Annotated in this window: 21 protein-coding genes and 1 tRNA gene; 16 read left to right on the top strand and 6 right to left on the bottom strand. The window is 66.6% G+C overall.

The window, feature by feature from the left end:
* Positions 1-2: 2 nt before the first annotated feature.
* Entirely contained in the window at positions 3-683 is a 681-nt protein-coding gene (locus tag ACU6XJ_RS05880) for a TetR/AcrR family transcriptional regulator (RefSeq protein ID WP_476307409.1), read from the bottom strand.
* A gap of 524 nt (positions 684-1207) precedes the next feature.
* Between ACU6XJ_RS05880 and ACU6XJ_RS05875 the strand changes: the two genes are divergently transcribed.
* Both ACU6XJ_RS05875 and ACU6XJ_RS05870 read left to right on the top strand, forming a co-directional pair.
* Positions 1208-2497, top strand: a complete 1290-nt coding sequence (locus ACU6XJ_RS05875; RefSeq protein ID WP_476307407.1) for a DUF6801 domain-containing protein — start codon at positions 1208-1210, stop codon at positions 2495-2497.
* Positions 2498-2615: 118 nt separating this feature from the next.
* Positions 2616-3608, top strand: a complete 993-nt coding sequence (locus ACU6XJ_RS05870; RefSeq protein ID WP_476307404.1) for a helix-turn-helix domain-containing protein — start codon at positions 2616-2618, stop codon at positions 3606-3608.
* A gap of 410 nt (positions 3609-4018) precedes the next feature.
* On the opposite strand, the gene hrpB is transcribed toward ACU6XJ_RS05870, so the two are convergent.
* On the bottom strand, positions 4019-6421 hold the full coding sequence (gene hrpB, locus ACU6XJ_RS05865; protein ID WP_476307401.1) for an ATP-dependent helicase HrpB: 2403 nt from the start codon (positions 6419-6421) through the stop codon (positions 4019-4021).
* 118 nt (positions 6422-6539) lie between these two features.
* On the opposite strand from hrpB, the gene ACU6XJ_RS05860 reads away from it, so the two are divergent.
* Complete coding sequence (locus tag ACU6XJ_RS05860) at positions 6540-7856, top strand: MFS transporter (RefSeq protein ID WP_476307399.1); 1317 nt, start codon at positions 6540-6542, stop codon at positions 7854-7856.
* Here ACU6XJ_RS05860 and ACU6XJ_RS05855 read toward each other — a convergent pair.
* The gene (locus ACU6XJ_RS05855; RefSeq protein ID WP_476307397.1) at positions 7853-8572 is read right to left on the bottom strand and encodes a VIT1/CCC1 transporter family protein; all 720 of its coding nucleotides are present in this window, start codon (positions 8570-8572) and stop codon (positions 7853-7855) included. The genes ACU6XJ_RS05860 and ACU6XJ_RS05855 overlap by 4 nt on opposite strands.
* Positions 8573-8697: 125 nt before the next feature.
* Between ACU6XJ_RS05855 and ACU6XJ_RS05850 the strand changes: the two genes are divergently transcribed.
* The 4 genes from ACU6XJ_RS05850 to ACU6XJ_RS05835 all read left to right on the top strand — a co-directional run bounded on the left by ACU6XJ_RS05850 (position 8698) and on the right by ACU6XJ_RS05835 (position 11161).
* Positions 8698-9216: a DoxX family protein gene (locus ACU6XJ_RS05850; protein WP_476307396.1), complete on the top strand. Its 519-nt coding sequence runs from the start codon at positions 8698-8700 to the stop codon at positions 9214-9216.
* A gap of 3 nt (positions 9217-9219) precedes the next feature.
* Positions 9220-10035, top strand: a complete 816-nt coding sequence (locus ACU6XJ_RS05845; RefSeq protein WP_476307394.1) for a DsbA family protein — start codon at positions 9220-9222, stop codon at positions 10033-10035.
* Positions 10036-10209: 174 nt separating this feature from the next.
* Positions 10210-10977 carry a DsbA family protein gene (locus tag ACU6XJ_RS05840; protein WP_476307393.1) on the top strand — a complete coding sequence of 256 codons (768 nt, stop codon included), beginning with the start codon at positions 10210-10212 and terminating at the stop codon, positions 10975-10977.
* Between the two features lie 108 nt (positions 10978-11085).
* Positions 11086-11161, top strand: a tRNA-Ala gene (locus ACU6XJ_RS05835).
* Positions 11162-11338: 177 nt separating this feature from the next.
* Here ACU6XJ_RS05835 and ACU6XJ_RS05830 read toward each other — a convergent pair.
* Positions 11339-12340, bottom strand: coding sequence for a metal-dependent hydrolase (locus tag ACU6XJ_RS05830; protein ID WP_476307391.1), 1002 nt, complete (start codon positions 12338-12340; stop codon positions 11339-11341).
* A gap of 674 nt (positions 12341-13014) precedes the next feature.
* The gene (locus ACU6XJ_RS05825) at positions 13015-13974 is read right to left on the bottom strand and encodes a helix-turn-helix domain-containing protein (RefSeq protein ID WP_476307389.1); all 960 of its coding nucleotides are present in this window, start codon (positions 13972-13974) and stop codon (positions 13015-13017) included.
* A gap of 281 nt (positions 13975-14255) precedes the next feature.
* Between ACU6XJ_RS05825 and ACU6XJ_RS05820 the strand changes: the two genes are divergently transcribed.
* Positions 14256-14774, top strand: a complete 519-nt coding sequence (locus ACU6XJ_RS05820; RefSeq protein ID WP_476307387.1) for a nuclear transport factor 2 family protein — start codon at positions 14256-14258, stop codon at positions 14772-14774.
* Between the two features lie 8 nt (positions 14775-14782).
* Positions 14783-15283 (top strand): nuclear transport factor 2 family protein, encoded by a 501-nt coding sequence (locus ACU6XJ_RS05815; protein ID WP_476307386.1) that lies wholly within the window; start codon positions 14783-14785, stop codon positions 15281-15283.
* Here the strand turns inward: ACU6XJ_RS05815 and ACU6XJ_RS05810 are convergent.
* Positions 15280-16161, bottom strand: coding sequence for a LysR family transcriptional regulator (locus tag ACU6XJ_RS05810; RefSeq protein WP_476307384.1), 882 nt, complete (start codon positions 16159-16161; stop codon positions 15280-15282). The two genes, ACU6XJ_RS05815 and ACU6XJ_RS05810, sit on opposite strands and share 4 nt — an antisense overlap.
* Positions 16162-17128: 967 nt before the next feature.
* Here ACU6XJ_RS05810 and ACU6XJ_RS05805 point away from each other — a divergent pair.
* From ACU6XJ_RS05805 to ACU6XJ_RS05775, 7 genes are all read left to right on the top strand, one after another.
* The gene (locus ACU6XJ_RS05805) at positions 17129-18376 is read left to right on the top strand and encodes an APC family permease (protein ID WP_476307383.1); all 1248 of its coding nucleotides are present in this window, start codon (positions 17129-17131) and stop codon (positions 18374-18376) included.
* A gap of 76 nt (positions 18377-18452) precedes the next feature.
* Positions 18453-18899 carry a cysteine hydrolase family protein gene (locus ACU6XJ_RS05800; RefSeq protein WP_476307382.1) on the top strand — a complete coding sequence of 149 codons (447 nt, stop codon included), beginning with the start codon at positions 18453-18455 and terminating at the stop codon, positions 18897-18899.
* 54 nt (positions 18900-18953) lie between these two features.
* The gene (gene hypE, locus ACU6XJ_RS05795) at positions 18954-19964 is read left to right on the top strand and encodes a hydrogenase expression/formation protein HypE (protein ID WP_476307379.1); all 1011 of its coding nucleotides are present in this window, start codon (positions 18954-18956) and stop codon (positions 19962-19964) included.
* A 55-nt stretch (positions 19965-20019) separates the two neighbouring features.
* Positions 20020-20568, top strand: a complete 549-nt coding sequence (locus ACU6XJ_RS05790) for an acylphosphatase (protein ID WP_476307378.1) — start codon at positions 20020-20022, stop codon at positions 20566-20568.
* A gap of 126 nt (positions 20569-20694) precedes the next feature.
* Positions 20695-21492, top strand: a complete 798-nt coding sequence (locus ACU6XJ_RS05785) for a methyltransferase (RefSeq protein ID WP_476307376.1) — start codon at positions 20695-20697, stop codon at positions 21490-21492.
* Complete coding sequence (locus ACU6XJ_RS05780; protein WP_476307375.1) at positions 21489-22271, top strand: HalD/BesD family halogenase; 783 nt, start codon at positions 21489-21491, stop codon at positions 22269-22271. The genes ACU6XJ_RS05785 and ACU6XJ_RS05780 overlap by 4 nt, the downstream gene beginning before the upstream one ends.
* Positions 22272-22441: 170 nt before the next feature.
* Positions 22442-23458, top strand: a complete 1017-nt coding sequence (locus tag ACU6XJ_RS05775) for a fatty acid desaturase (protein WP_476307374.1) — start codon at positions 22442-22444, stop codon at positions 23456-23458.
* The last annotated feature ends 3 nt before the right edge of the window (positions 23459-23461 follow it).

Here is a 23461-nt window from a genome sequence, read left to right as displayed (position 1 = left end):
TTCTAATCGAGCTTGTCGCCGAAGAGGACGCGGATGGTCGTGATGAAGACCGGTTCCAGCTCGGGGATCGCCTCGGCGCCCTTGTCGTAGAGGCAGGCTCGAATCCGTGCGCCAAGGCCGCCGACGAGCAGGTTGAACGCTTCGTCGGGCAGTTCCGGGCGGTCCGGGTATTCCTTGCGCACCACGCGGTTGTAGGTGACCCGGAGCAGGTCGGCGAGCTGCGACTCCCGCTCCATGTACAGAGCGACCACCTTGGGGCCCGCGGCCAAGACTTCGATCTGCAGCGTCCATGTCGCCTTCGGGTGGCTGGCGAGCACCTCCAGGTAGGCACGTATCGAGACCTGGACGCCGGTCCGCCAGTCGGTGTAGGGAACTTCCTGGAGCGGGGGGTTCATCTCACTCAGTGCCGCCTTGGACCCTCGGCGGAACGCGGTGAGGAAACAGTCCTCCTTGGAGGAGAACTGCTGGTAGAAAGCCTGACGGGAGACGCCGGCGCGCTCCACGATGTCACCGATGGTGACTGCCGAGTAGCCCTTCTCCGCCACGGTTTCGAGGAATGCGCTCACGATCCGCATGCGCTGTGAGGCCTCGACCTCTTGGCGCGTGAGACGGTGCCTGCTCGGCAGCCGCTGACCGACGTGGGCGAAGGCCTGTGTCACCGAGGGGACTCTGGGCTCGCTCATCGCCGCATTTTATATGGGACGGCGTTTGTCCGGTGGCGCCCCGCGACAGCCGTTGATCACCGCTGTCGAAACAGCGCACTCGGCTGTAAACGAACGGACTCCGCATCGCGCCGTATGACAAAGAAACCGGGTCTCCGTCGCGAGTGTCAGGCCATTCCTCGGGTGCGGAGCCGGACAAATCGACTGTCGGTGAAGCGGCTGCGCCCGTCCTGTGAGCAAGCCCTCGCTCCGTCGAACGGGCGGATTTGTGGCGGGGCCGCAACAGGCCGACCACAACGTTGTCACCTGGACGACACACTCCAGAGCCGTCTCCACGGTCCCGCGGCAACGCTCTTTGCGGCCATCACCAAGTACCTTACCGTTCTCGCCGTACGGGCCAGTTCTCGAAGAATTGACTGGTACGTCAAGACCGGGCATGCATCGTGCCAATGCTCGTCACGAGGCTGTGACCTGCGGTTTCGATAGGACACCGGACAGCGTGGGTCTGCCCTGCGTTTCCCTGCCTAGCTGAGAGAAGGATGATCGTGAGTAGTCGGAAGAACTTGAGGAGAGCGCTGACGGCGGGTATCACCGCCGTCTGCGCGCCTGGGCTGATCGCCGCGGGCCTGCTGCTCGGTGCGGGTAGCGGTAATGCGGCGGATGTATCGCTGACGCAGACCTACACCTGTCCGTTCCCGTTGATCGGCGAGCAGCCGATCAAGGTGGTCATCACCAGCACCATCCCGGACCAGGTCGAGGTCGGCAAGCCGACCGGCAAGATCAGCATCAAGGCAACCGCCACGGTCCCGCCCGAGGCCACCGCAGGCCTGAACCTGGTCGGCGCCGCGACTCTGGAGGGCGCTGCGACGTCCTTCGACGAGGTGCACATGCCCGATGGCATGAAGGTGCCCGCCGAGACCAAGGTGACCATCGCCCCGGTGAAGATCCCCGCCGAGGGTTCGTTCGAACTGATCGCCCTGGGTGACACCGTCTCGCTGGTGCCTCCGACCGCGGGCGACCTGAAGATCTTCGTCAACGGCCTGCTGCTGCGCGACCTGGCGCCGAAGAAGGCGGACGGTTCGCTGACCGGCCTCGGCACGTTCAACTCGGAGTGCAAGCTGCCCGAGAGCGAGCCCCGGCTGCTCCACACCGTCAAGGTGGTTGGCGGCGGCGGCCCCACCTCGACCACTGCTCCTCCGAGCAGCACGACCACCGCTCCGCCGAGCAGCACGACCACTGCTCCGCCGAGCAGCACCACCACTGCTCCGCCGAGCAGCACCACCACTGCTCCGCCGAGCACGACCACCCCGCCGCCGGGGCAGGGTGTTCAGATCAACTACAGCCTGGCAGGCGAGTCGAAGCTGGTGAACTTCGGCGGATCGCTGCCGCTGACGGGCGGGTTCGACGCCAACGCCAACGTCCTCCAGAAGTCCTTCGTCGGTGACCTGAAGCTGGACCGGACCACCAGCAAGGGCTTCAAGATCTTCGGCTTCATCGACATCACCGCCGAGGTCGCGTTCGAACAGGTGAGCAAGTTCTCGGGCACCCTGCCCCCGAACGGCCTCAACGTCGACAAGGGCCAGATCCTCATCAAGCTGCCGAAGATCACGGCTTTTGGTGGCATTCCGCTCACCAGCACCGACACCTGCCAGGCCACGACCCCGACCGACATCGTGCTGAAGAGCGAGGGTGGGTTCGACCCGTTCCAGGGCGGACGCCTCGTCGGCAAGTACGACATCTCCGGCGCCAAGGACTGCGGTGGCCTGAACGACTGGATCTCCCCGTTCGTGACCAGCACCGGCAACACCATCGACATCACCCTCACCAAGAAGTGACGTCGGACAGCAGGGCAACCGTGGCACGCGGTTGATCAGAAAGAAGACTGGCCCCTCCCGCGAGGGAGGGGCCAGTCCGTTCCCCGGTAGTGAGCAGACACGTGGAGGTGCTCAGGCGATGACCGCGCCCCGTGGTGTGCTGACCGCAGAACAGCGGCGTGAACTGGACCAACTGGTCTGGAACGAATCGGCCGACGCCGTGCTCGCCCTCCGCGCCCGGCTGGTGCTGTGGTGGGACGAAGGCCATCCCGTCAACCAGATCTGCCGCTGGGCGGGCGTGACCGACAAGACCGCGCGGCTGTGGCCGCAGCGCTACGCCGAAGGCGGCGTTGGCGGCCTGCGCGGAGTCCCCAACACCGGCCGACCGCGAATCCACGATGGCAGGGTTCGAGCCCGCATCATGGCGCTGAGCAAGCAGTCCCCGCCCGCCGACTCCGGTCTGCCCTATTGGTCGAGCCGCGCGCTGGCCAACTACCTGCGGCAGCACGAGACCATCACGGTCTCGCATGTGTTCGTCAACGAACTGTGGCGCCAACACGGCATCCGCCCCCACGGCAGCCCCGGTACCTCGCCGTTCACCGAGCAGGGCGCCGACATCATCGGGCTGCACCTCAGCCCGCCGACGGGTGCGATCGTGCTGCTGCCCAACAAGGAATCCGGCACGCGCTCCCGCAAGAGCACCCCTCCGCTGCCGATGGCATTCGACCGACACGACATCCCCACCCAGGTCTCCGCCGGGAACCGACGGGACTCCGAGGACTTCCTGCGCTTCCTGCGGGCCGTGGCGGCCAACCACGGCGGCAGCGACCTGCACGTGGTCGTGGACGACCTCGACACCCACTTCAGCAGCGGTGTCCAAGCCTGGCTCACCCGGCACCCCGGCATCACACTGCACCTGGCTCCGCCCGGCACGTCGCTGCCCAACCAACTCGACACCTGGTTCGAGCCCATCACGCGACAGGCCATTCACCGAGGAACATTCACCCCGGTCAGACAACTCGTGGACGCATTCGTCCACCTGAACAACCGCAAATCGTTCCAGTGGACCGCTGACCAGCAGCCCTTGGCCAAGGTCCGCTTCGACCGATCGGAATTGCGGACGCTCACCTGAGCCGTGGAGCGGCAATGACCTTCCGCATCCTGCTGGTTTCCGGTATCCGTGTCGACCGGTTGCGTGCGACCCGTCGTAGCCGCCCCGCGGCGCCGCCTGCTGCCGCGCCTGCCACCTCACCGGTTTTCTGGCCTACGACACCCAATAAACAGACAGCGCCCCGTTTCGCGCTCAGTTCGAGGATTCGGGGCGATGGTCCCGTTTCGTGGGCTCCTTGGACTGGTGTTGGTCCCTTGGCTTGGTGGGCTTGTGGCGGTGGGGAGTTCTGTCGCTTCGCCGGGGGAGCTGGTACCAGGAGCTGATCATCTACGTCCTCGCAGTGGGTCCGGGCCTGACGTGCACGTACGGGGTTCGATGGAGATCTTTCGATGATGCGGCCGCCGAGGGGCGTGCGCCAGAGGGAGGGGTGGCTATGGCCCGAATGTCGTAGCGGTGGGGTCTTCCGGCCAATTGTGTTTGGGGTAGCGGCCTCTCAGTTCGGCTCGTACCTGCGGATAGCCGGTTTGCCAGAAGGTGGTGAGGTCGGTGGTGATCGCGGTGGGGCGGCCCGCGGGGTTCAGGAGGTGGAGTTTCACCGGGACCCTGCCGTTGGCGACTGTCGGTGTGGTTGTGGTGCCGAAAAAATCCTGGACTTTCGCTGCCACGACCGGCTCTTCGGTTGCGTAGTCCACTGTGGCCTGGCGGCCGGTGGGGAGTTTCAGCTTGGGCGGGGCCAGGGTGTCCAGGTGAGTTGCTTCTGGCCAGGGGAGCAGGCGGCGCAGTGCCGCGAGGGTGTCGATTCGTTCGAGGTCTGCTCTGCGGGTTGCCCTGCCGAGTTCTGGTTCCAGCCAGGTGTCCAGGGAAGCCAGAAGAGCTGCGTCGTCTACCGGGGGCCAGGGGGCGCCGAGGGTCTTGTGCAGGAAGTTGAGGCGGTGGCGAAGGTGAGTGGCGGCGGTCGACCAGGTCAGGAGGGTCAGGCCTTCGGTGTTGAGGCCCGCGATGGCGGCTGCTCGGAGGGCTTGAGGGTTTGGGGATTTCAAGGGGCGAGTGGTGAGGACTATGGCGCCCAGGCGTTCCTGTGTCCTGGCGGTGATGTCGGCGTTGTGCCAGGTCACCTCGTCCACTGTGGTCAGCAGGGGCGCGGCCGCGGTTCTGGCCAGGCGTTCGTCGGCGGGGGCGGCCAAGCGGATGGTGCTGTGGGTGTGGCCGGGGGCTCGGTCGGTGATGGCCACGGCCAGCCATTCGGTTCCCGTGAGGTGGGAGCCTTTGGGAAGTTCGGCTGCGGTGCCGTTGGCCATGAGGTAGACGGGGCTGGTCGGGGTTCTGCGGCGGGCCAGGCGTTCGGGGTGGGCCAAGGCCACGATCAGGGCGGGGTCGGGTGGGTTCTGTTTGTCCACTGTGGGGATTCGGGCGGCGAGCCTGCGGGATTCTCGGCGCCAGCGGGTGGCGGTGGGGTCGTTGCGGAGGGTCTTGAGGGCTGCGGTCAGGTCGTCGGTGTTGCCGGTGAGCGTGTCGTCGTCCAGCAGGGTGACTATCTCGGCCGCGGCTTGGGTGCCCAGGTGCTGGGCGCCGTCCAGTAGGGCCCTGGCCAGGCGGGGGTGCAGGCCGGTGTCGGCGAGGGATCGGCCGCGTTCTGTCGCGGTGCCGTCGGGGTGCAGGGCGCCCAGGGTGTGCAGGGTGGTTTTGGCTGCTGCCAGCGGACCTGGCGGTGGTGGGTCCCACCAGGTGAGTGCGGTGCCGTCGGGGGTGCCCCAGATGGCCAGTTCCAGGGCCAGTTGGGTCAGGTCGGCGGTGGTGATCTCGGGGTCGGGGAACCGTTTGAGGGTGCTGTGTTCGTGTTCCGGCCAGCAGCGGTAGGCCTTGCCGGGCGCTTCGCGGCCCGCTCGGCCCGCACGTTGGTCGGCGGTGGCGGCGGCTGCTCGGATGGTGGCCAGGCCCGCCAGGCCGCGGCGGTGGTCCATGCGGGGGACTCGGGACAGGCCGCTGTCCACCACGGCCCGCACGCCGGGGACGGTCAGGCTGGACTCGGCCACGGCGGTGGAGAGGACCACTCGGCGTTCGGCCGACGGGCGGAGGGCGGCGTCCTGGGTGGATGCGGGGAGGCGGCCGTGGAGGGTGACGGTGTTGACGTCGCCGAGTCGGGCGGCGACCCGGCGGATCTCGGCGGCGCCGGGGAGGAAGACGAGGACGTCACCGTCGGTTTCGGCCAGTGCCTTGCGGACTGCTCTGGCCACGCAGAGGTGCGGTGGCTCGTTGCGGTTCGGGGGGACGTGGCGGAGGTCGACCGGGTGGGCGGTGGCTTCGACGGTGAGGACCGGGGCGTTGCCGAGAAGGTCGCTCAGGCGGTCGGTGGCCAGGGTGGCGGAGGTGGCCAGGACCTGCAGGTCGGGGCGCAGCGCGGCGCGGGCGTCCATGAGCAGGGCCAGCAGGAGGTCGGCGTCCAAGTGGCGTTCGTGGCACTCGTCGAGCATCACCACGTCGGTGCCGGGTAGCTCTGGGTCGTGCTGGAGGCGGCGCAGGAGGAGGCCGGTGGTGACGACTTCCACGCGGGTGGACCTGGACGTCTTGCGGTCGCCTCTGACCGCGTAGCCGACGGTGTGGCCCACCGGTTCGCCCAGGAGGTGGGCCATGCGGGTGGCGGCGGCGCGGGCGGCGATTCTGCGGGGTTCGGCGACCACGACCTTGGCGTCGGTGGCCAGAGCCAGGGGGACGAGGGTGGTCTTGCCGGTGCCGGGCGGGGCCACCAGGACGGCGCTGCGGTGTGTGCGGAGGGTGGCGGTGAGCTCACCCAGTGCGGCGCGGACTGGGAGGTCGGGCAACTCGGCGGGGAACACCCGATCAATCTTGCTCGATGCGGGAATTCTTCGGGTGGTGGGCGAGGTTGTTGCGTCCGGAATTCGCTTGCTTACGGCGATATGATTAGTTCAGCTAATGATCCACTGGGAGGCGTGTGTGGGCGACGTGGCCCGGTCGGACGACAGCCCCAAGCCGCGCCTTCCCAGCGAGATCTGGGTTCTGGTCGCGGGCAGCTTCATCATCGCCGTGGGATACGGGATCGTGGCGCCGGTGCTGCCGGTGTTCGCCAAGAGCTTCGATGTGGGTATCACCGCCGCGTCGCTGGTGATCAGCGCTTTCGCGTTCATGCGGTTGGCCTTCGCACCCGCGAGCGGACGGCTGGTCGCGTCGCTGGGGGAGCGGCGGATCTACATCTGGGGCGTGTTGATCGTCGCGATCAGCACCGGGGCGTGCGCGTTCGCCTCCACCTACTGGCAGTTGCTCGTGTTCCGCGCCGTCGGCGGTATCGGGTCGACGATGTTCACGGTGTCGGCCATCGCGCTGCTGGTGCGGCTGTCGCCCCCGCATCTGCGGGCGCAGTCCTCCGGGCTGTGGTCGACCAGCTTCCTGACCGGCAGCATCGCCGGGCCGATCCTGGGCGGGCTGTTGGTGACGTTCTCGCCCGCGGTGCCGTTCCTGGTGTACGCGGTAGGCCTGGTGCTGGCGGCGAGCGTGACCTGGGTGTTCCTCCGCAAGTCGACGTTGGCGGCGCCGATCGAGAAGTCGGCGGCCAACCCGGTCAGCGTGCGGGAGGCGTTGCGGCATAAGGCCTACCGGGCGGCGCTGGTGTCCGGGTTCGCCAACGGGTGGGCGGTGTTCGGTGTTCGGGTGTCGCTGATTCCGCTGTTCGTGATCGCCGTGCTGCACCGGGACGGGACCCTGACGGGCACCTCGCTGTCGGTGTTCGCCGTCGGCAACGTCGCGGTGCTCATGCTGGCGGGGCGGCTTGCCGACCGGTACGGGCGCAAGCCGCTGACCATCATCGGGCTGGTGATCGGTGCCGGGGGCACGGTGCTGATCGGATTCTCCGACAGCGTGTGGGTGTTCCTGGTCGCCGCCGCGATCGGTGGCATCGGGTCGGGACTGCTCAACCCGCCGCACACCGCGGCGGTGGCCGACGTGATCGGCAACCGATCCAGCGGCGGACCCGCGCTGGCGGGTTTCCAGATGGCGGGGGACCTCGGGGCCATCGTGGGGCCGCTGGTCGCGGGCGTGGTGGCGGACGTGATCAGCTACCAGGCGGCGTTCGCCGTCACCGGCGGGGTGCTCGCGGTGGCCGCCCTGGTGTGGGTGTTCGCACCCGAGACGCTCCCCAAGCCCGCCCCGCCCGAGGAGCACACCGCGGCGGAGGTGGCGGCCGAATGCGGCTGCCAGGTCGAAGCCGAGGTGCCCACCGGGGTCCGCATCGGCGGCAAGCCCGGCCAGTCCGACTAGCCCGCCATGGTGATGCCGATCAGCGAGCCGACCAGGTAGGTGGCGCCTGCCGCGACGGCGCCGAAGCCCAACTGGCGCAGGCCGTTGAACCACCACGAGCGGGTGGTGAAGCGCGCGAACAGGGCTCCCGCGCCGAACAGGCCGACGCCACCGACGGCCAGACCGGCGAACAGCGAGCCGTAACCGAGCAGGTAGGGCAGTAGCGGGAACAACGCACCGACGGCGAAGCACAGGAAGGACGAGACGCCCGCGACCACCGGCGACGGCTGCTCGTCCGGATCGACGCCGAGTTCCTGGGTGAGGTGCACGCGGACGGCCAGTTCCGGATCGGCGTGAACCTCGGCGGCGACCCGTTCTGCGGTGCCCTGGGACAAGCCCATCTCGGTGAACATCTCGACCAACTCGGCCTGTTCCGCCCGCGGATTCTCGACAAGCTCCCGGCGCTCGACCGCGACCTCGGCGCGGACCGACTGATTCTGCGTTTCCACGCTGGCATATTCGCCCAAAGCCATGGAAAAGGCGCCCGCCACCAGACCCGCCATTCCGGACAACACGATCAGCCGCTCGTCGGCACCGCCGGCGCCGACACCGGCGACTAATGCGATGTTGGTGACAAGGCCATCCATTGCGCCGAAAACAGCTGGTCGGAGCCAGCCTCCGGATACATCGCCGTGGGTGTGTCCGACTTCAGCGCTGCCCGCTGGACCGATGCTCACACAATGACTTTAAGAGTTGACCGCCGCGCCACCGAGCGACTTCGCCGAACGTTCTTTCCTTAGATAAGCCTGAGATTGAGAGGTCACCTATTCGTGACACATTTGTGGCTCGGTAGGCTCAAATCGTGGCCCGGGTATCTTCGCGAACGCTTGACATCATCGGCACGGCGGTCCGCATCGGACTCGCCGCGGTGTGGCTCGTCTACGGGGTGGTGAAGGCCGCCGACCCCGAGCAGTTCTACGTGGCCATCCAGGGCTACCAGCTGGTGCCCGCGAGCCTGTCCGACCTGACCGCCGCGTTCCTGCCCTACATCGAGATCGCGTTCGGCCTGCTCCTGCTGGTCGGCATCGGCACCCGGGTGACCGCGGTCCTCTCGGTGCTGGCACTGGTGGCCTTCATGATCGCCATCGGCCAGGCATGGGCCCGCGGCCTGAAGATCGACTGCGGCTGCCTCGGCGGCGGTGGCGAGGTGGAGCAGACGAACTACCCGCAGGAGATGCTCGTCGACGTCGGCTTCCTGGCCATGTCGGTGTGGCTGGTCGTGCGGCCACGCACCCTGTTCGCCGTCGACAACAGGCTGGCGGCCGCACCCGAGGACGAGCAGTCGGACGAGAACGCAATGGTTTCCGGAAAGGATCGGTAGACGGTGGCATCGCAGGGCAACGCAGGCGGGCGCAAGCCCAAGAGCGCCAAATCGGTGGCCGCGGCGCGCGGCAACAACAGCGGCAGCCGGGGTGTTGCCATCGGCGTGGTGGCCGTCGTGATCGTGGCGGTCGCGGTGATCGGCGGCGCCCTGTACTTCACCAGGGGCTCGGGCGACCCGACCGTCGCCGCGGCCTCGGACCTGCCTTCCAAGCGTGACGGCGCGATCGTCACCGTGGGCAGGGACGACGCGAAGAACGTGGTGGATGTCTACGAGGACTTCCTCTGCCCGGCGTGCGGCGCCTTCGAGAAGGAGTTCGCCGAAGACCTGGAAGGCAAGATCAAGGAAGGCGCCATCAAGGTCCGGTACCACACGCTGCCGATGCTGGTCCGGCTGAGCAACCCGCCCGGCTACTCGCTCGACGCGGGCAACGCCGCCCTGTGCGCCGCCGACGCGGGCAAGTTCGTCGGCTACCACGCCAGCCTCTTCGCCGACCAGCCCGAAGAGGGGGGCGCGGGCTTCACCAAGGACCAGTTGATCGACCTCGGCCGCAAGCTGGGTATCAAGGCCGAAGGCAAGGACGAGGCCGATCCGACGTTCGCGGCCTGCGTCCGCGACGGCAAGCACAACCAGGTGCTGAACGCGGAGATGGACCGCGCCGACCAGGACCCCGCACTGCGCGCCAAGAACGAGGACGGCAGCGACAAACTCCACGAGCAGACCGGCAAGCCCTACTTCCGCGGCACCCCGACCGTTCTGGTCAACGGCAAGGCCGTCGACTGGCGGGATTCCGGCTGGCTGGAGAACCTTCGCCCCTGACGCTCAGTTGTACAGCCGCGTCGGCTCCCCCGAATGGGGGTGGCCGGCGCGGGTAGCGTCATGCGCACAGGGCAGAATCTTGCTGCCGCATCGAAGCGGGAACCGTTGCCACGAAGCGGCGCCCGCCGGATGCGCTCCCGTTCCAGCGGCGGCACCGAGAGAGGACGAGCCAGGGTGAGCGCTGCGCAGTCGACGGATACGCGCCCCGACGCGGAAAACCGTCCCCGGCGCCGTCTTGGCCGCAAGACCGTGCTCATCCTGATCACCGTGGCCATCCTGGCCGGAGTGGTGGTCGTGGCCTTGCTGCCCGCCTGGCGGCGCCACCCGACCCCGCCGCCCGCAGTGGTCCCCATCCCCGCCCGAGACGGCGTCACCGTCGTCGCAGGCCTCGCCACGGCCCCCATGGTGGACATCTACGAGGACCTGCTCTGCCCCAGTTGCGGCGACCTGGCCCGCCGCGACGGCCCCACCATCGAGGCCAAGATCAAGGCGGGTGAGCTGCGCGTCCGCTACCACCCCCTGCCACTGCTGGTCGCCCTGTCCGCGCCCCCCGGCTACTCCCTGGACGCCGCCAACGCCGTCCTCTGCGCCGCGGACGCGGGCATCTTCACGGACTTCCGCCGCAGGCTCTTCCAGGACCAGCCCGAAGAGGGCGTGCCCGGCTACACCAACGAGCAGCTCATCCAACTGGCCGCCGACCTCGGCGCGACCGCCCCCGACTTCGCCGCCTGCGTCACCGACAACCACTTCGACCAGGAGTTGATCGACGCGATGAACTCCCTCCACCGCAACCCCGCCCTCCAGCTCCGCCAGGCCGACGAGACCCCCTGGCTGGACCCCAAGACCGGCCAGCCCGTCTTCCGCGGCGCCCCCACCGTCCTCCACCGCGACAAGGTCCTCGACACCCGCAGCCCCGACTGGCTAACCAGACTCCCGTCTTAGCAGCTCACCCCCGGTGCAACCCCCCAATTTCCAAGATCGCACCCCCATCATGTACGGTATGCAAGCACACGGCGACGGGCACTTCCCACAAGCCGTGACCCACTCCATGGGGCTGTGGCGCAGCTGGTAGCGCATCACACTGGCAGTGTGAGGGTCAGGGGTTCGAGTCCCCTCAGCTCCACCATCATTCGTTAATTGGGATACGGCCTCTGACCTGGGAAAACCGGGTCGGAGGCCGATCTCGTTTCAGCATCCCGAGTGGACAGTGCGCCCCATTTCTGAAGCAGGGGTCGAGATCCCGCCGCATGGGCGGCGGAGATCGCCGGTGGGGTGGCGAACAGGGGGAGCTGGATGGGGGTGATCACTTCAAGTGGTCGGTGAGTACTCCGTCGCTGCCGAACAGTTCGGTGCGCCAGCGCTCGACGAGGTCGGAGCTGTCGATGTCGTCGGGGTGGAAGCCTCGCTTGTTGTAGGTCCGGATGAGGCGTAGGACGTCGCGGCTGAGGAACGGTGAGTGACGCAGTGCGGCGAGGCTGCGCACAAGGCGGCGGGGGTTGTAGGTGGCCCGGTCCGCGAGCAAGGACAGTGTGGTGTGGCCGACCACGGCGAGGATGAAGATGGCGGTGGTGACTCGCATCGTCCAGATCCGAATCCATTCGGTGCCGCCGACCGTGCGGTAGACGTCGAAGGCGACTGCCTTGTGCTCGGATTCCTCGAGGGCGTGCCAGAGCAGCATGGATCGAACTTCTGTTGTCCCGAGGAGTGCTTGGGCTCGTGGGCTGCGCAGCAGGGTCTCGGCGAGGGTTGCGGTGTAATGCTCGAGCGCGGCGGTGACGGCCAGTTGTGTGCGTTTCGGCAGCAGGCGTTCGACGACGATGAAGATTCTGCGGACCATGCGGTCGACGCGCCGGGTGGGATAACCCATTTCCTGGAGGCGTTCGTTCAGCGCTCGGTGCTCTCGTCCGTGCGTGACTTCTTGGCCGATGAACCCGCTGACTTGTGCTTTGAGTTCTGGATCGCGAACGTCGTTGTTGAAGTTGCGGACACTGCGCACGAAGAAGTCTTCGCCTTCGGGGAACATCGCCGACAGAACGGCGACCGCGTGGCTCATGACGAGGTCGCCGTCGACGTAGTGCCGTCGGAGAGCTCCGGAGGGGTAGTTGAAACGAATTCGGCGGGTGCGGACAGTGCGTTGGGGAACCGGCCCCTGCAATGCCTTCTTTGACGCCACGCGGACTCCTTCAGCCAAGGTGCGGGGTGATGTCCTAGCGTGCGGGCGGCTTCGATCCGATGGATTCGGTATGCGAAACGCTCCGCACGACCTCGATGCGACCGGAAGGCGTCGTTGAGAACCGGTGTACATCCGGCGTGTCCACGACCGCGGCCGAAGGTTTGTCCTCGGCTCGGCGGAGCGACCACGCCTGCTCGTGCCAGCAACGTATGTGTAACTCGAAGTAACAGTCAATATGAGCGTGGATTGCCTCACCCGGATGGGCGAGCGTCGGCAGATCGTGAAAGGAGATCCGAGCCGGTCCAACCCTTGATCGTCCGTGGCACCGGAGTTCCGGACTCGACGCTGGGAGTGGTCCGCCTCCAGCCTCAGAAAACCGCCGTCTGGCGGGCGTTGGATCATCTGATCCGTTTGGTCGCTTGTGACAAACCTGAGCGCTGAGTGGTCGCGGTTTACTTCGCTACCCACGGCCCTTCAAACATCGGCTGTCCTTTATCCCGCGAATAGGCCGTAGATGAGATAGCCGTTGAGGGCGGTTATGAACGCGGTGATCAGTGAAAACATGGTGGTGAACCACAATGATGATGGGTGCTCATCCATCACCGATCGCCGTCTGCTTACGATCAGCAAGGGTATGAGTGCGAAGGGGATACCGAGGTGTCGGAGTCGGCGGCCCTGCCGCCCGGTCGCTTCGGTTGTGTCGTACCAAATCCGTTTTCGTAAGACTGGTCCGCGCTGGGCGGCGGATCGTGCCACTGCCCGTTGGCTCTGTGTGTGGTGAAAGGTGGGCGCCTTCGTCGCGCGTTTCAGGGGTGGGTGCGTGCTCGGTGGTCCCGGGGTGGCATGCCGTAGACCTTGCGGAAGAGGCGGCTGAAGTGGGCCGGGTCGGTGAATCCCCAGCGTTTGGCGATGTCCAGTACCGAACGGTGGCGCCAGGCGGGGTCGAGCAGGTCGTCGTGGCAGCGTTGGAGCCGCTGGGTGCGGATCCACTCGGCCGCGGTGGTTCCCTGTGTGCGGAACAGGCGGTGCAGGGTCCGGATGGAGACGTGGTGGGACGCGGCGACCATGGCGGGGTCCAAAGCCGGGTCACCCAGGTTGCGCTCCATGAAGGCCTGCATGTTCGCGAGTAGGGCGTGGGGCGGCTGGGTGGCGTGGGACTCCAGCTCGCGGGTGAGCAGGGCGGTGACCAGTTCGCGCAGGCTTGCCCCCAGTCGGACACCGTCGGAACCCCTGTACTGGTGGGCGTTGTCGATCAGGTGCGCCACGAAGTGGCTCAGCAGCGAGCCGACGCCCTCGTGGGTGGACAGCGGTCGTGCGGACAGCCGTTCGATGCTGTTCGCGGGCAAGGGCAGCAGGTTTTTGGGGATTTGGAGGGCGGCCGAGGTCATGCGGTCGCCATTCGCGGTCGCGCGTGCCGTGAACGGGCGCGAGCTGTCGACGAGTGTGGTGGTCGCTGCGCCGACCAGGGTTTCGCGGTCGTGCTGGGCGAATGCGTAGGTTCCTCCCCAGGTGAACGACAACAGGCAGTGCTCGGGATCGGACTGGCGGATCTGCCGTGGCGTCCGATGCCAGGTCATCGGCGGATGGCTCAGCACCAACAGGTGGAGCGCGCCGATACTCAACCCGCTGCCGTCCGCGATGAAGTCCGCGGCATGCTCACTGCTCGTCAGGATCGGCATCGGCGAGTTCGCGGTCAGGTCGTGCCAAGCGGCGAAACGATGCACCACGGGCATTTCCGCGGTCTGGAACCGGCTGGTGACCAGCACTCCTCAGCCCCCCATTACTTCCCCAGCAGCGACTCAATGACTACCTGGTCGAACGCCTCCTGTCACCGCGTACTGACATACGTGGTCACTTTCGGATTGGCCTGCCTGTTAGGGAGTCGGGGGGGGGGGGGGCAGCGCCATGGCTCCCTGTCTTCGGTCGCTGTCCCAAGCAGGCACCTTCCACTGCGGAACCCACCGATGCCTTCTGGTTATCGCGGCAGGTATTGGACCTTCGTTCCCGGTCGGCCATACGTTCGGTCTCGATGTGAGAGGGGGCCGAGTTGGCATCCAAGGTTTCGAGAGCCGAGTTGTTGCGGGGGCTGGGTCTGGTGGCGGGTTCTGTGATCGGTGGTGCCGGTGTCGCGTCGGCCGAGGGTGGTGAACATCCACATCTTCGGCTGGTCAAGGACTACTACCGGGCCTACGCCTCCGGTGATGTCGAGCGGTTGCGGCCCTTTGTTTCCGACGACGTCCGGTGGGTCATTCCGGGGCGTCATCCGTTGTCGGGCACGAAGGTCGGTGTCGACGAGGTGTTGGCGTTTTTCCGGGAGTTGGGGCGGGCGGGCTTCAAGGCCGAGCCGGTGTTCCTGGCGGTGGACGGCGACTGGGTGGTCGATCTGCACCGTGGGTGGAGCACGCGGCCGGAGGGCCTGGACATCCTGTGGGCGTTGGCGTTTCGGATCCGCGGCCGGAAGATCGTGGAGGCCGTCAACTTCGCCGCCGACCAGCACGCCGCCGACAGCTTCTTCTGGAAGGTGTACGAGCTGGCGCCGATTCCCGATCGGCTGCGGCGGCGATGAGGCGGACGGTGTCCAGACGTGTGGTGCTCGCGTCCGGGGCGGTGGCCGCGGTGCCGGTGATCAGGGGTGGGACGGGGGAAGTCGTGGACGAACGTGAGATCGTCGACCGCACCATCGAGTTGGCCGTCCACTTCGATCGGCGGCGGTGGGACGCGTTGCGGGAGGTCTTCGCGGATCAGGTGTTCCTCGACTACACCGGTCTCGTCGGCGGTGAGCCCGCGATGGTGAGTTCCCGGGACCTGGTGGAGGGGTGGCGGCAGAGCCTGGGGCGGCTGTCGGCGACCCAGCACCTGGTGTGCAACCAGCGTGTCGCCGTCGACGGCCCCACCGCCACCGGCACCGCGGACTTCCAGGCCGTTCACCGGCTCGGCCCGGTGGTCGGCGGTCGGCTGTGGACGCTGGGTGGCCACTACGAGTACCGGTTCGTGCGCGAGCGCGGCGGCTGGCGGATCAGTGCGCTGACCATGCGGCCGGTCTGGGAGACCGGTGACCGCACGATCATCGGTTAGGCCAGCTCACGGACCACGACGGCGAAGTCGGCGACCGTGGGGCTGGGGTTGTCCTCGAGCCAGGCCAGGGCGATGCGCAGCGGCGGGATGTCGCGGATCGGGCGCCAGACGAGGTCGGGGCGGGCGTAGTAGCCCGCCATCGACCGGGGGCCGATGCAGACGGCCGCGCCTGCGGCGACGTGCTCCAGCATCTCCTCGACGTTGTCGTTCTCCGGCCCCCACCTGGGGCTGGAGCCGTCCGGGCGTGGGTTGACCGCCCACCAGTCCACCCAGGGCCGGGGCGCCTTGCGGGTCCAGACCAGCGGCTCGTCGCGGAGGTCCAGGATGCCGACCTCGTCGTGGTCCGCCAGCGGGTGGCGGCAGGACAGGCCGACCAGGCGGGGCTCCGTGGCGACGATCTCGGTGTGCAGGCCGGTGGTGTCGGCGGGCAGCCAGAGGAACGCCACGTCGACCAGGCCGTCGCGCAGGGCGGCTGCCTCACCGCCCCAGTCGAACCGCTTGGGCTCGACCGCGATGCCGGGGTTCCGCTCGCTGAATACCTTGCGCGCCTTGGTGGACAGTGAGCCCGCGCCGGTCGCCTCGAAACCGACCCGCAGGACGCGGTCCCGCTCGGCGATGGCTGCGCGGGCCAGGCGTTGCGCGTGCTGCCAATCGGCGATGATCTTGCGTGCGGGCGCTAGCAGAACCTCACCGGCGGCGGTCAGGTGGACCTCGCGGCTGGTGCGTTCGAACAGCGGGCAGCCTAGGTCGTTCTCCAACTGGCGGATCTGGCGGCTCAGCGCGGGTTGAGAGACGTAGAGCTGTTCGGCGGCGCGGGTGAAGTTGAGCTGTTCGGCGACCGCCACGAAGTACCGCAGCACCCGAATGTCCACATCCACGCCTCAACCCCCTAGGCCCCATTCTCTCAGGAGTGGAGGCGGTGCCCTTCCGGAGCTGCAACCCCGGCTATCGAATGCGGGCGCGGCACGAGGCGGGCGCCTGCTCATCGAACTGGTGCGCACCGGGTACGGCGTCGCCTTGTCCACCCCACGATCGACGAGTTCCCGGGAACGGTCGTGCGTCCGCTCGCAGGAACCCCACCGCACTACCGGAACGCGATCACCTGGCACGAGACCGGTCCGCTGAACGCCCACAGCGCACACGCTCGTCGGCTTCGCGACGAAGGCTTACGAAGCCGCGGTCACCCGCAATACCGCCTACCCGCGTTGGCGCAGGGAACACCCTGGGGCTTCCCCGTAGCCCTGGTCCGATTGCGGCGCGCAGGGCGCACATGTTCCAGGATGGGCCTCGCGTCACGCTCAAGTCCCGATCGAATATATCGATTTTCTGAAACAAACATGACAGTCCGATAAGCGTGGCGGACGATTACACATATTTCCGGCGCCGAGAAGATATACGAGAGTGAGCAACTTGCAACGCAAGCTTGACGTTCGTGTGAGCATCCACTTACTCTCGAAGTGTCAGAAGTGCAAGTCATGGGGGATCAAAGTATGCGGGGTGTGAGCCCACGGACGCGGTGAGGTCCGAAGCAACTCATCAGGTTGGGCGGCTCTCTCCCGGCGGCATTTTCGGTGGAGTCCCAGTCGAGCCTGGCTCGAATCGGTGGCATTCGTGTGAATGCCTGGATAAACTCGCCGAGCACAGCGCGCTGGGTGTGAATGACAGGCTACTGGGGTGGTGTCGAGCCGGTATGTGTGGGTCGCGTATCGCGGACACGAATTAAATTGATTCATGGGCCGGTAGGCCCGGCGGTATTTCCTGCACCGAAAGATGGGGTCTCTCAGGCATGCTGCGTGCGCACGGGTGCGGGGCACCGTAATGGCGTCCTCCGGGAAAATCGGGGTCATGCAGGGAGTCGCACTCGGTGTTGGTGCGGTGCTCGGCCCCGGTGTATTGACGCTGCCCGCGCTGGCCGCCCGACAGGCAGGTCCGGCCTCGATCCTGGCGTGGATCGGTTTGCTGACCCTGTCGATTCCGGTGGCCGTGTCCTTTGCCGCACTCGGAACTCGTTACCCCGACCGCGGGGGCGTCGCCACGTTTGTCAGCCATGCCTTCGGCAGGCGCGCCGCGGCGGCCGTCGGGTGGTGGTTCTACTTCGCGGTCCCACTGGGCGCGCCCTCCGTCGCGCTGATCGGCGGCATGTACGCGGCCAGCGCCCTTGGCGGTGGCCGCGGTCTGGAGCTGCTGATCGCGGCGATGCTGCTGCTGGCGGCGACCAGCAGCAACGCGATCGGGCTGCGCCTGTCCAGCAGGATGCAGCTGGGCATGGCGAGCATTCTCGTCACCCTGCTGATGGTGACGTTGGTGGTGGCGGCCCCGCATATGCGAGCCGACAACTTCCAGCCCTTCGCCCCGCATGGCTGGCTGGCCATCGGGTCGACCAGCGCGCTGTTGTTCTTCTCCTTCTCGGGCTGGGAGGCGCTGGCGCAGCTGTCCGGTGACTTCGCCAACCCGGCCCGTCAGCTGGTGCGGGTCTCGGCGGCGACCCTGGTCGTCATCACCGTGCTGTACGCGGGTCTCGCGCTGGTCACCGTCGGCTCGCTCGGCGGCGACGGCGGGGCGAACCTGGTTCCGCTGGAGGCGTTGCTGACCATCGAACTGGGTGCGGACGCGCGCTGGCTCACCGCCTTCGCGGCCATCCTGCTGGCCTTCGGCACGATGTACGCCTACATCGCCTCCGCGGCCAGGCTGGGCGGTGCGCTCGGTCGGGACGGGTCGCTGCCGAAGTGGTTCGACGCGCCATCGGGTGCCGAACCGCGCCGCAGCCTCGCGGTGCTCACGGTCGGCCTCGCGGTCGTGTACGGCGCCGTGATCGCTCTCGGTCTCACGGTGGAGGACCTGATGCTGGCATCGGGCGCCTGTTTCCTCGCGGTCACGCTGTCCGGGCTGCTCGCCGCGGTGCGACTGCTTCCCCGCGGCAGGCCTGCCTGGTACGCGACCGTGGTCGCCTCGGTGCTGATGGCGGTTGTGCTGCTGTTCTTCGGCGTGTTCCTGCTCTATCCGCTGCTGTTGGCCCTCGGTGCGTTCGTGACCGTGCGGCTGGTCCGGGTCCGCGTTCCGCAAGTGGCCTTGGAGGTCAAGCAACCAGGCTGAGGTAGCTGAATCCGTTTCACGGGAATCTGCACGGGATATCTGCACACTTTCTTTCCAGTAACCGACGGAGACGGTCATGCCCAAAATCGCAGTGCTGACCAATGATTTGTGGTCCGACCTCGTCATCCGCAGGCCGGAACGCGTCGAGGTGCGGGGAACTCCTGGTGCGGCCATCCTTCCCGAGTTCCTCGAAGAAGAGGATCTTGTCATGGAGAAGGTCAAGGACAGCGCTTTCTACGAGACTGACCTGCACGGTAAACCTCAGGAGCGCGGCGTCGAAACCCTGATCGTTACAGGTATGCAAACTCGGATTTGCGTGCAAACGACCGTCGCGGACGCCTTCTTTCGTGGTTACAATGGGTGGGTCGCCTCGGACTGTGTTGTGTCGACGCATGAAGCCGATCGCCAGCGAGCGCTGGAATGGCTCGCAGGATACTGCGCGACCGTGGCTGTATCGACGGAAATTATTCGACAGCTGGATGAAAGCGGCTTCCTGGCGCATGAAGTGGCGAGGGTTCGATGAGGCCCTCCGATGCATTCGCAGCAATCAACACGTGTTCGATCCTGGGGGACAACGGTGTCCGGTGACGAAATCGTGCTTGACCACGGCAGTGGGGCCAAGCTGAGTCGGATTCTCGTGGAAACGATTACCGCCACATTGGGGGAGGTCTTCCTCGGCGAGATGGAGGACAGCTCGGTCCTCACGCTGCCTGCCGGGAAGATCGCGATGACGACGGACTCGTTCGTCGCCGATCCGCCGTTCTTCGGCAACGGGGACATCGGGAAGATCGCGGTGTGCGGGACCGTGAATGGCCTCGCCGTGATGGGCGCGAAGCCCAAGTACCTCACGCTGGGCATGATCTTGGAATCCGGGCTGCCCCTGAGCAGGCTGCGGCAGGTGCTCGAATCGATCCGGAAGACCGCGGTCGAGGCCGAGGTTCGTATCGTCGCAGGTGACACCAAGGTCGTCGGGCCCGGGGAAGCCGATCAGATCTACCTGAACACCACCGGCATCGGGGTGTTCGAGGAGTCGCCCCTGCGGATGACGGATGTACGCGAGGGCGACCAGGTCATCCTGACCGGGCCCATCGGCAACCACACCGTCCACCTGCTCTCGATCCGGGAGGGTCTGGGTTTCGAGTCGCGGGTCCTCAGCGACTGCGCACCGCTGAACGGGATGCTGTCGGCTCTGCTGCGGGCGGTTCCCCGTACCTCGATCCGGTCGATGCGAGCCGTCACCCGCGGCGGGCTCGCCGCCGTATTGCATGAATACGCCTCCGTGGTCAAGCGAACTATTCGGGTCGACGAAGAACTTCTCCCGGTTCAGCACGAGACTCGGCTGGCGTGCGACATACTCGGCATCAACCCTATTCACACGGCGAACGAGGGTTGTGCCTGCGTATTCGCGGCACCGGATGCCGTGGATCAAGTACTCGCAGGCCTGCGTTGTCACGAAAGTGGCAAAGACGCGGTCGTCATCGGTGAAGTGACCTCGGCACCACAGCCGCTGGTGCACCTCCGAAACAAGGACGGCTTTGTTTCGGAACTGGATGAGTTGGAAGGCGCCGCACTTCCCCGCCTGCGCTGACGTCACATCACCACCCTCCCGCCGAGGCAGGCGGGAGCAATCATTGAGGCATGGAATGACAGAACAAGTTCGCCGGCTTGTCAGAGTCAACGGAATCGTCCAGGGGGTCGGGTTCCGTCCATTCGTCTACAGCCAGGCGGTCGGCCACGGGTTGACCGGCTGGGTACTCGATGACCCCGAGGATGTGGTGATCGAGGCGCAGGGAACGAGGGCCGCCGTCGAGGAATTCGTGGACGATCTTCGCCGCAAGGCACCTCCGCCTGCGCGGGTGGATGACGTCGCCGCAAGGGAAATCGACCCCCTCGACGCCGAAACGGGTTTCACCATTCTCCGCAGCGACCGGCGGGAGGGGCAGCCGAGCACGATCATGCCCAGCGATTCGGATGTGTGCGACGAGCTGAATATGCGGAAGGGCTTCGACAACGTTGCTCTTTCCGGCGGGGTAATCGCCAATGAATTTGTTCTGATGAACTGTCTTGTTTCGTTGCGAAGGGGAGGTCTCGACGTTTACCATCATGACCGGCTTCCGTGTAATGGCGGCGGAATCTCGGTCGGCCGGTTGATGGTCGCCGAATACCGTCGGTATGTCAGGGAAGCGGCGTGAATCGATACCTGATTCTTATCACCTTTACTTCCGTGTCAACCCTCTCGGCTGGGGGTTGTTCTGGTGGGCATGAAAGGCCGATCGAATATGACCAGTGATGTTTCCTTGGCTCCGCGGCGCCGTGTTTTGCCCGCCGGTCAGAACGGCTCGCTGTGGGCCGTGCGACCGTCCTACGGACTGTGCGAGTTTCGGGGCAAGGTGCTGCGCATCGAGGTTCCGGACCCGACCGAGGTGCTCTTTCCCACCGACTGCGGGCTGAGCGTCGTCACCGCGCTGGGCAACCCGGACGCCCCGGACCTGTCGGGCGTGACCGCCCTGGACATCGGCTGCGGGTCTGGCCTCTACACGGTGGCGCTGCTGCAGGCGGGTGCCTCCCACGTGACGGCGCTGGACATCAACGCAGCCTCGGCGCAGGTGACGTCCGCCAACGTCGCGCTGAACAACCTCGACCTCGGCAGGCTGTCCTGTGTCAGCGCGGATCTGGCCGACTACTCACCGGATCGGCGTTTCGACGTGATCGTGTCGAACCCGCCGCACTTCCCCTACGACCCCTGCTACGAGCAGACGGAGGGCCTGGAGACCGCGCTGGTCGCAGGCGAGAACGGCCGCGCGCTCTACGACGTGATCGTGGACCGGGTCGACGAACTGCTCAACCCCGGCGGAACCCTGATCATGGCGCACTCCTCGCTCGCCGACGTCGCCCGCACCACGCGGGAACTCGAGGCGAAGGGCTTCCAGGCCAGGACGCTGGAGATCTTCGAGATGGACATCCCGATGCTGGCCTACGCCGAGCACCGGGAGCAGCTTCTCAGCCAGCTGCTGCGGTTGCAGCAGGCGGGCAGCGCGGTCTTCGAGGGAGACCGCTTCACCGTGCACGCGATGGCTTTCCAACGCACTGACAACGATGTGGAGGCAGGATCATGATGGAGGCAACGACAACCGTCGCGGGTATCACCAAAGCCGACGTCAGCGGCCTGATGACCGCGCATGTCGAGGCGAACTTCGGCGACGACGTGCTGCGCAAGCTGCGGGAGCAGTACACCGAGGAGCACGTTGTCCCGCTCCGTGGTTTCTGCCCGCCCGACCTGCTCGAGGCGATTCGGCAGGAAGCGTGCAAGATCATCGACGATTTCGGCAAGTCGCACGACCTCGTCTTCGAGATCACCGACGGCACACCCCGCAGCATGACGACCGCGGGCCAGCCGATCGTGAAGAAGCACGGTCCGTTGATCGACGCGTTCTACTTCTCGCCGATCCTGCTCGAGTTCCTCTCGAAGATCGTCGGCGAGAAGATGTACACCTGCCCCTACGCCGGTGAGCACTACGTCGTCAGCAGGCTGATGAAGTCCGGCGACACCCACGGCTGGCACTGGGACGACTACACCTACGGGCTGATCCTGATCCTGGAGGCGCCGAACTACCGCGAGGGCGGTTTCGTCCAGGCGGTTCCGCACACCTCGTGGGACAAGGAGAACCCCGACGTCCACGGGGCTTTGATCGCCAGCCAGGTCCGCTCGTACGCGCTGGAGCCGGGTGATGCCTACCTGGTCAAGACGAACACCACCATGCACCGCGTCTACCCGATCCGCGGTGAAGGCCGCCGCACCATCGTGAACATGACGCTGGTCAACGAATCCGACCTCAGCAAAGACATGACCCACGAAACCAACGTGGCCCTTTTCGGCGGCGCCGCCGACTCGTAGCACGGCCGTCGAAGTCCGATTCTGCCGCGACCCGGCAGAACTATCACTGGGGAGGAAAAGTGCAACCACGCGAAACGATGCGCGGTTTGCCTGGAATTGTTCAGCCGTTTTTGACATGGGTGACGGGCGTCCCGCTGGAGGGGACCCGGCCGAAGGTTCGCTGGCGTCCGGTGCTCGCCTTGATCGCGGGCATCGTGCAGACCAGCGTCGCCATCGCGATCGGCGCCTACGCACTCAACGAACTGCCGCTCTACGTCTCGCTGCCCGCTCTGCTGTTGCTGTGGCCCGCCATCGGGGGTGGCCTGCGCAGGCTGGATGTCGTTGTGGTGCACCAGACCCTGCACCGGATGTTCACCCCGAGCAACCTCGGCAACCGGATCGTCAGTGAGATCATCACGACCATCACCTGGCGTCCGCCGTACAACCCGAACCGCGAAGAGCACCTGTTGCACCACGCTTACCCGTGCTCTCTGAAGGACGGCGACACCCTGTACTTGCAGTCCACCGGCGCGCGTCCGGGGATGACCAAGCGGGAGTTCAACCGGTACCTGCTCGGGGCGGTGTTCTCTCCCCGCCACCACTGGAGCTTCTTCTCCAGCCGGATCAAGGCGAACCTCACGCCGCGGCAGCAGCCCTACCGGTTCGTGATGTCCGTGATCTTCCTGGCGGGCACGATCACGCTGCTGGCGATGACCGGCTGGTGGTTGGAGTACCTGCTGCTCTGGTTCATCCCGGCGACGTTCTTCTTCCAGAACCAGACCCTGCTCTACACCCTCAGCGAGCACCGCTGGTGGCTGTACGACAACGCCGAGCGGTTGACCAAGGTGCAGCGTGACCAGCTCACCTTCGGCCGCTTCTGCGGCGAGTCGATCCCGGACACCGCGGGTGCGACCGCGATGCAGCGGCTTTCGCTGTGGTCGGGGTGGTGGCTGCGGATGCTGACCGTCTACTCGCCGTACCGGATGTTCGTTCTGGTCGGCGACACCGTGCAGCACGACCTGCACCACATCCGCCCCAAGTGCGACTGGGCGAACTCGCCGTATGTGCGCAACGAGGACGTGGTTGGCGGCTCCGACCGGTACTACGAGGTCTGGGGCGGCCTGTTCGAGCACGTGTACGTGGGCAACAGCGTCGTCGGCTGGGAGCCCGAGCGTTCGAAACCCAGCACGCCGGTACTGGTCGGGTGAGCG

The sequence above is a fragment of the Actinorectispora metalli genome (assembly GCF_056323685.1).
This window is presented reverse-complemented; position numbering and strand designations above follow the sequence as displayed.

What these genes read in the sequence shown, in the direction of transcription:
- ACU6XJ_RS05790 (WP_476307378.1), top strand. Translation starts at nt 20,020, where the DNA reads ATGACAGAACAAGTTCGCCGGCTTGTCAGAGTCAACGGAATCGTCCAG.
- ACU6XJ_RS05805 (WP_476307383.1), top strand. Translation starts at nt 17,129, where the DNA reads ATGCAGGGAGTCGCACTCGGTGTTGGTGCGGTGCTCGGCCCCGGTGTA.
- ACU6XJ_RS05800 (WP_476307382.1), top strand. Translation starts at nt 18,453, where the DNA reads ATGCCCAAAATCGCAGTGCTGACCAATGATTTGTGGTCCGACCTCGTC.
- ACU6XJ_RS05880 (WP_476307409.1), bottom strand. Translation starts at nt 683, where the DNA reads ATGAGCGAGCCCAGAGTCCCCTCGGTGACACAGGCCTTCGCCCACGTC.
- ACU6XJ_RS05780 (WP_476307375.1), top strand. Translation starts at nt 21,489, where the DNA reads ATGATGGAGGCAACGACAACCGTCGCGGGTATCACCAAAGCCGACGTC.
- ACU6XJ_RS05870 (WP_476307404.1), top strand. Translation starts at nt 2,616, where the DNA reads ATGACCGCGCCCCGTGGTGTGCTGACCGCAGAACAGCGGCGTGAACTG.
- ACU6XJ_RS05830 (WP_476307391.1), bottom strand. Translation starts at nt 12,340, where the DNA reads ATGTACACCGGTTCTCAACGACGCCTTCCGGTCGCATCGAGGTCGTGC.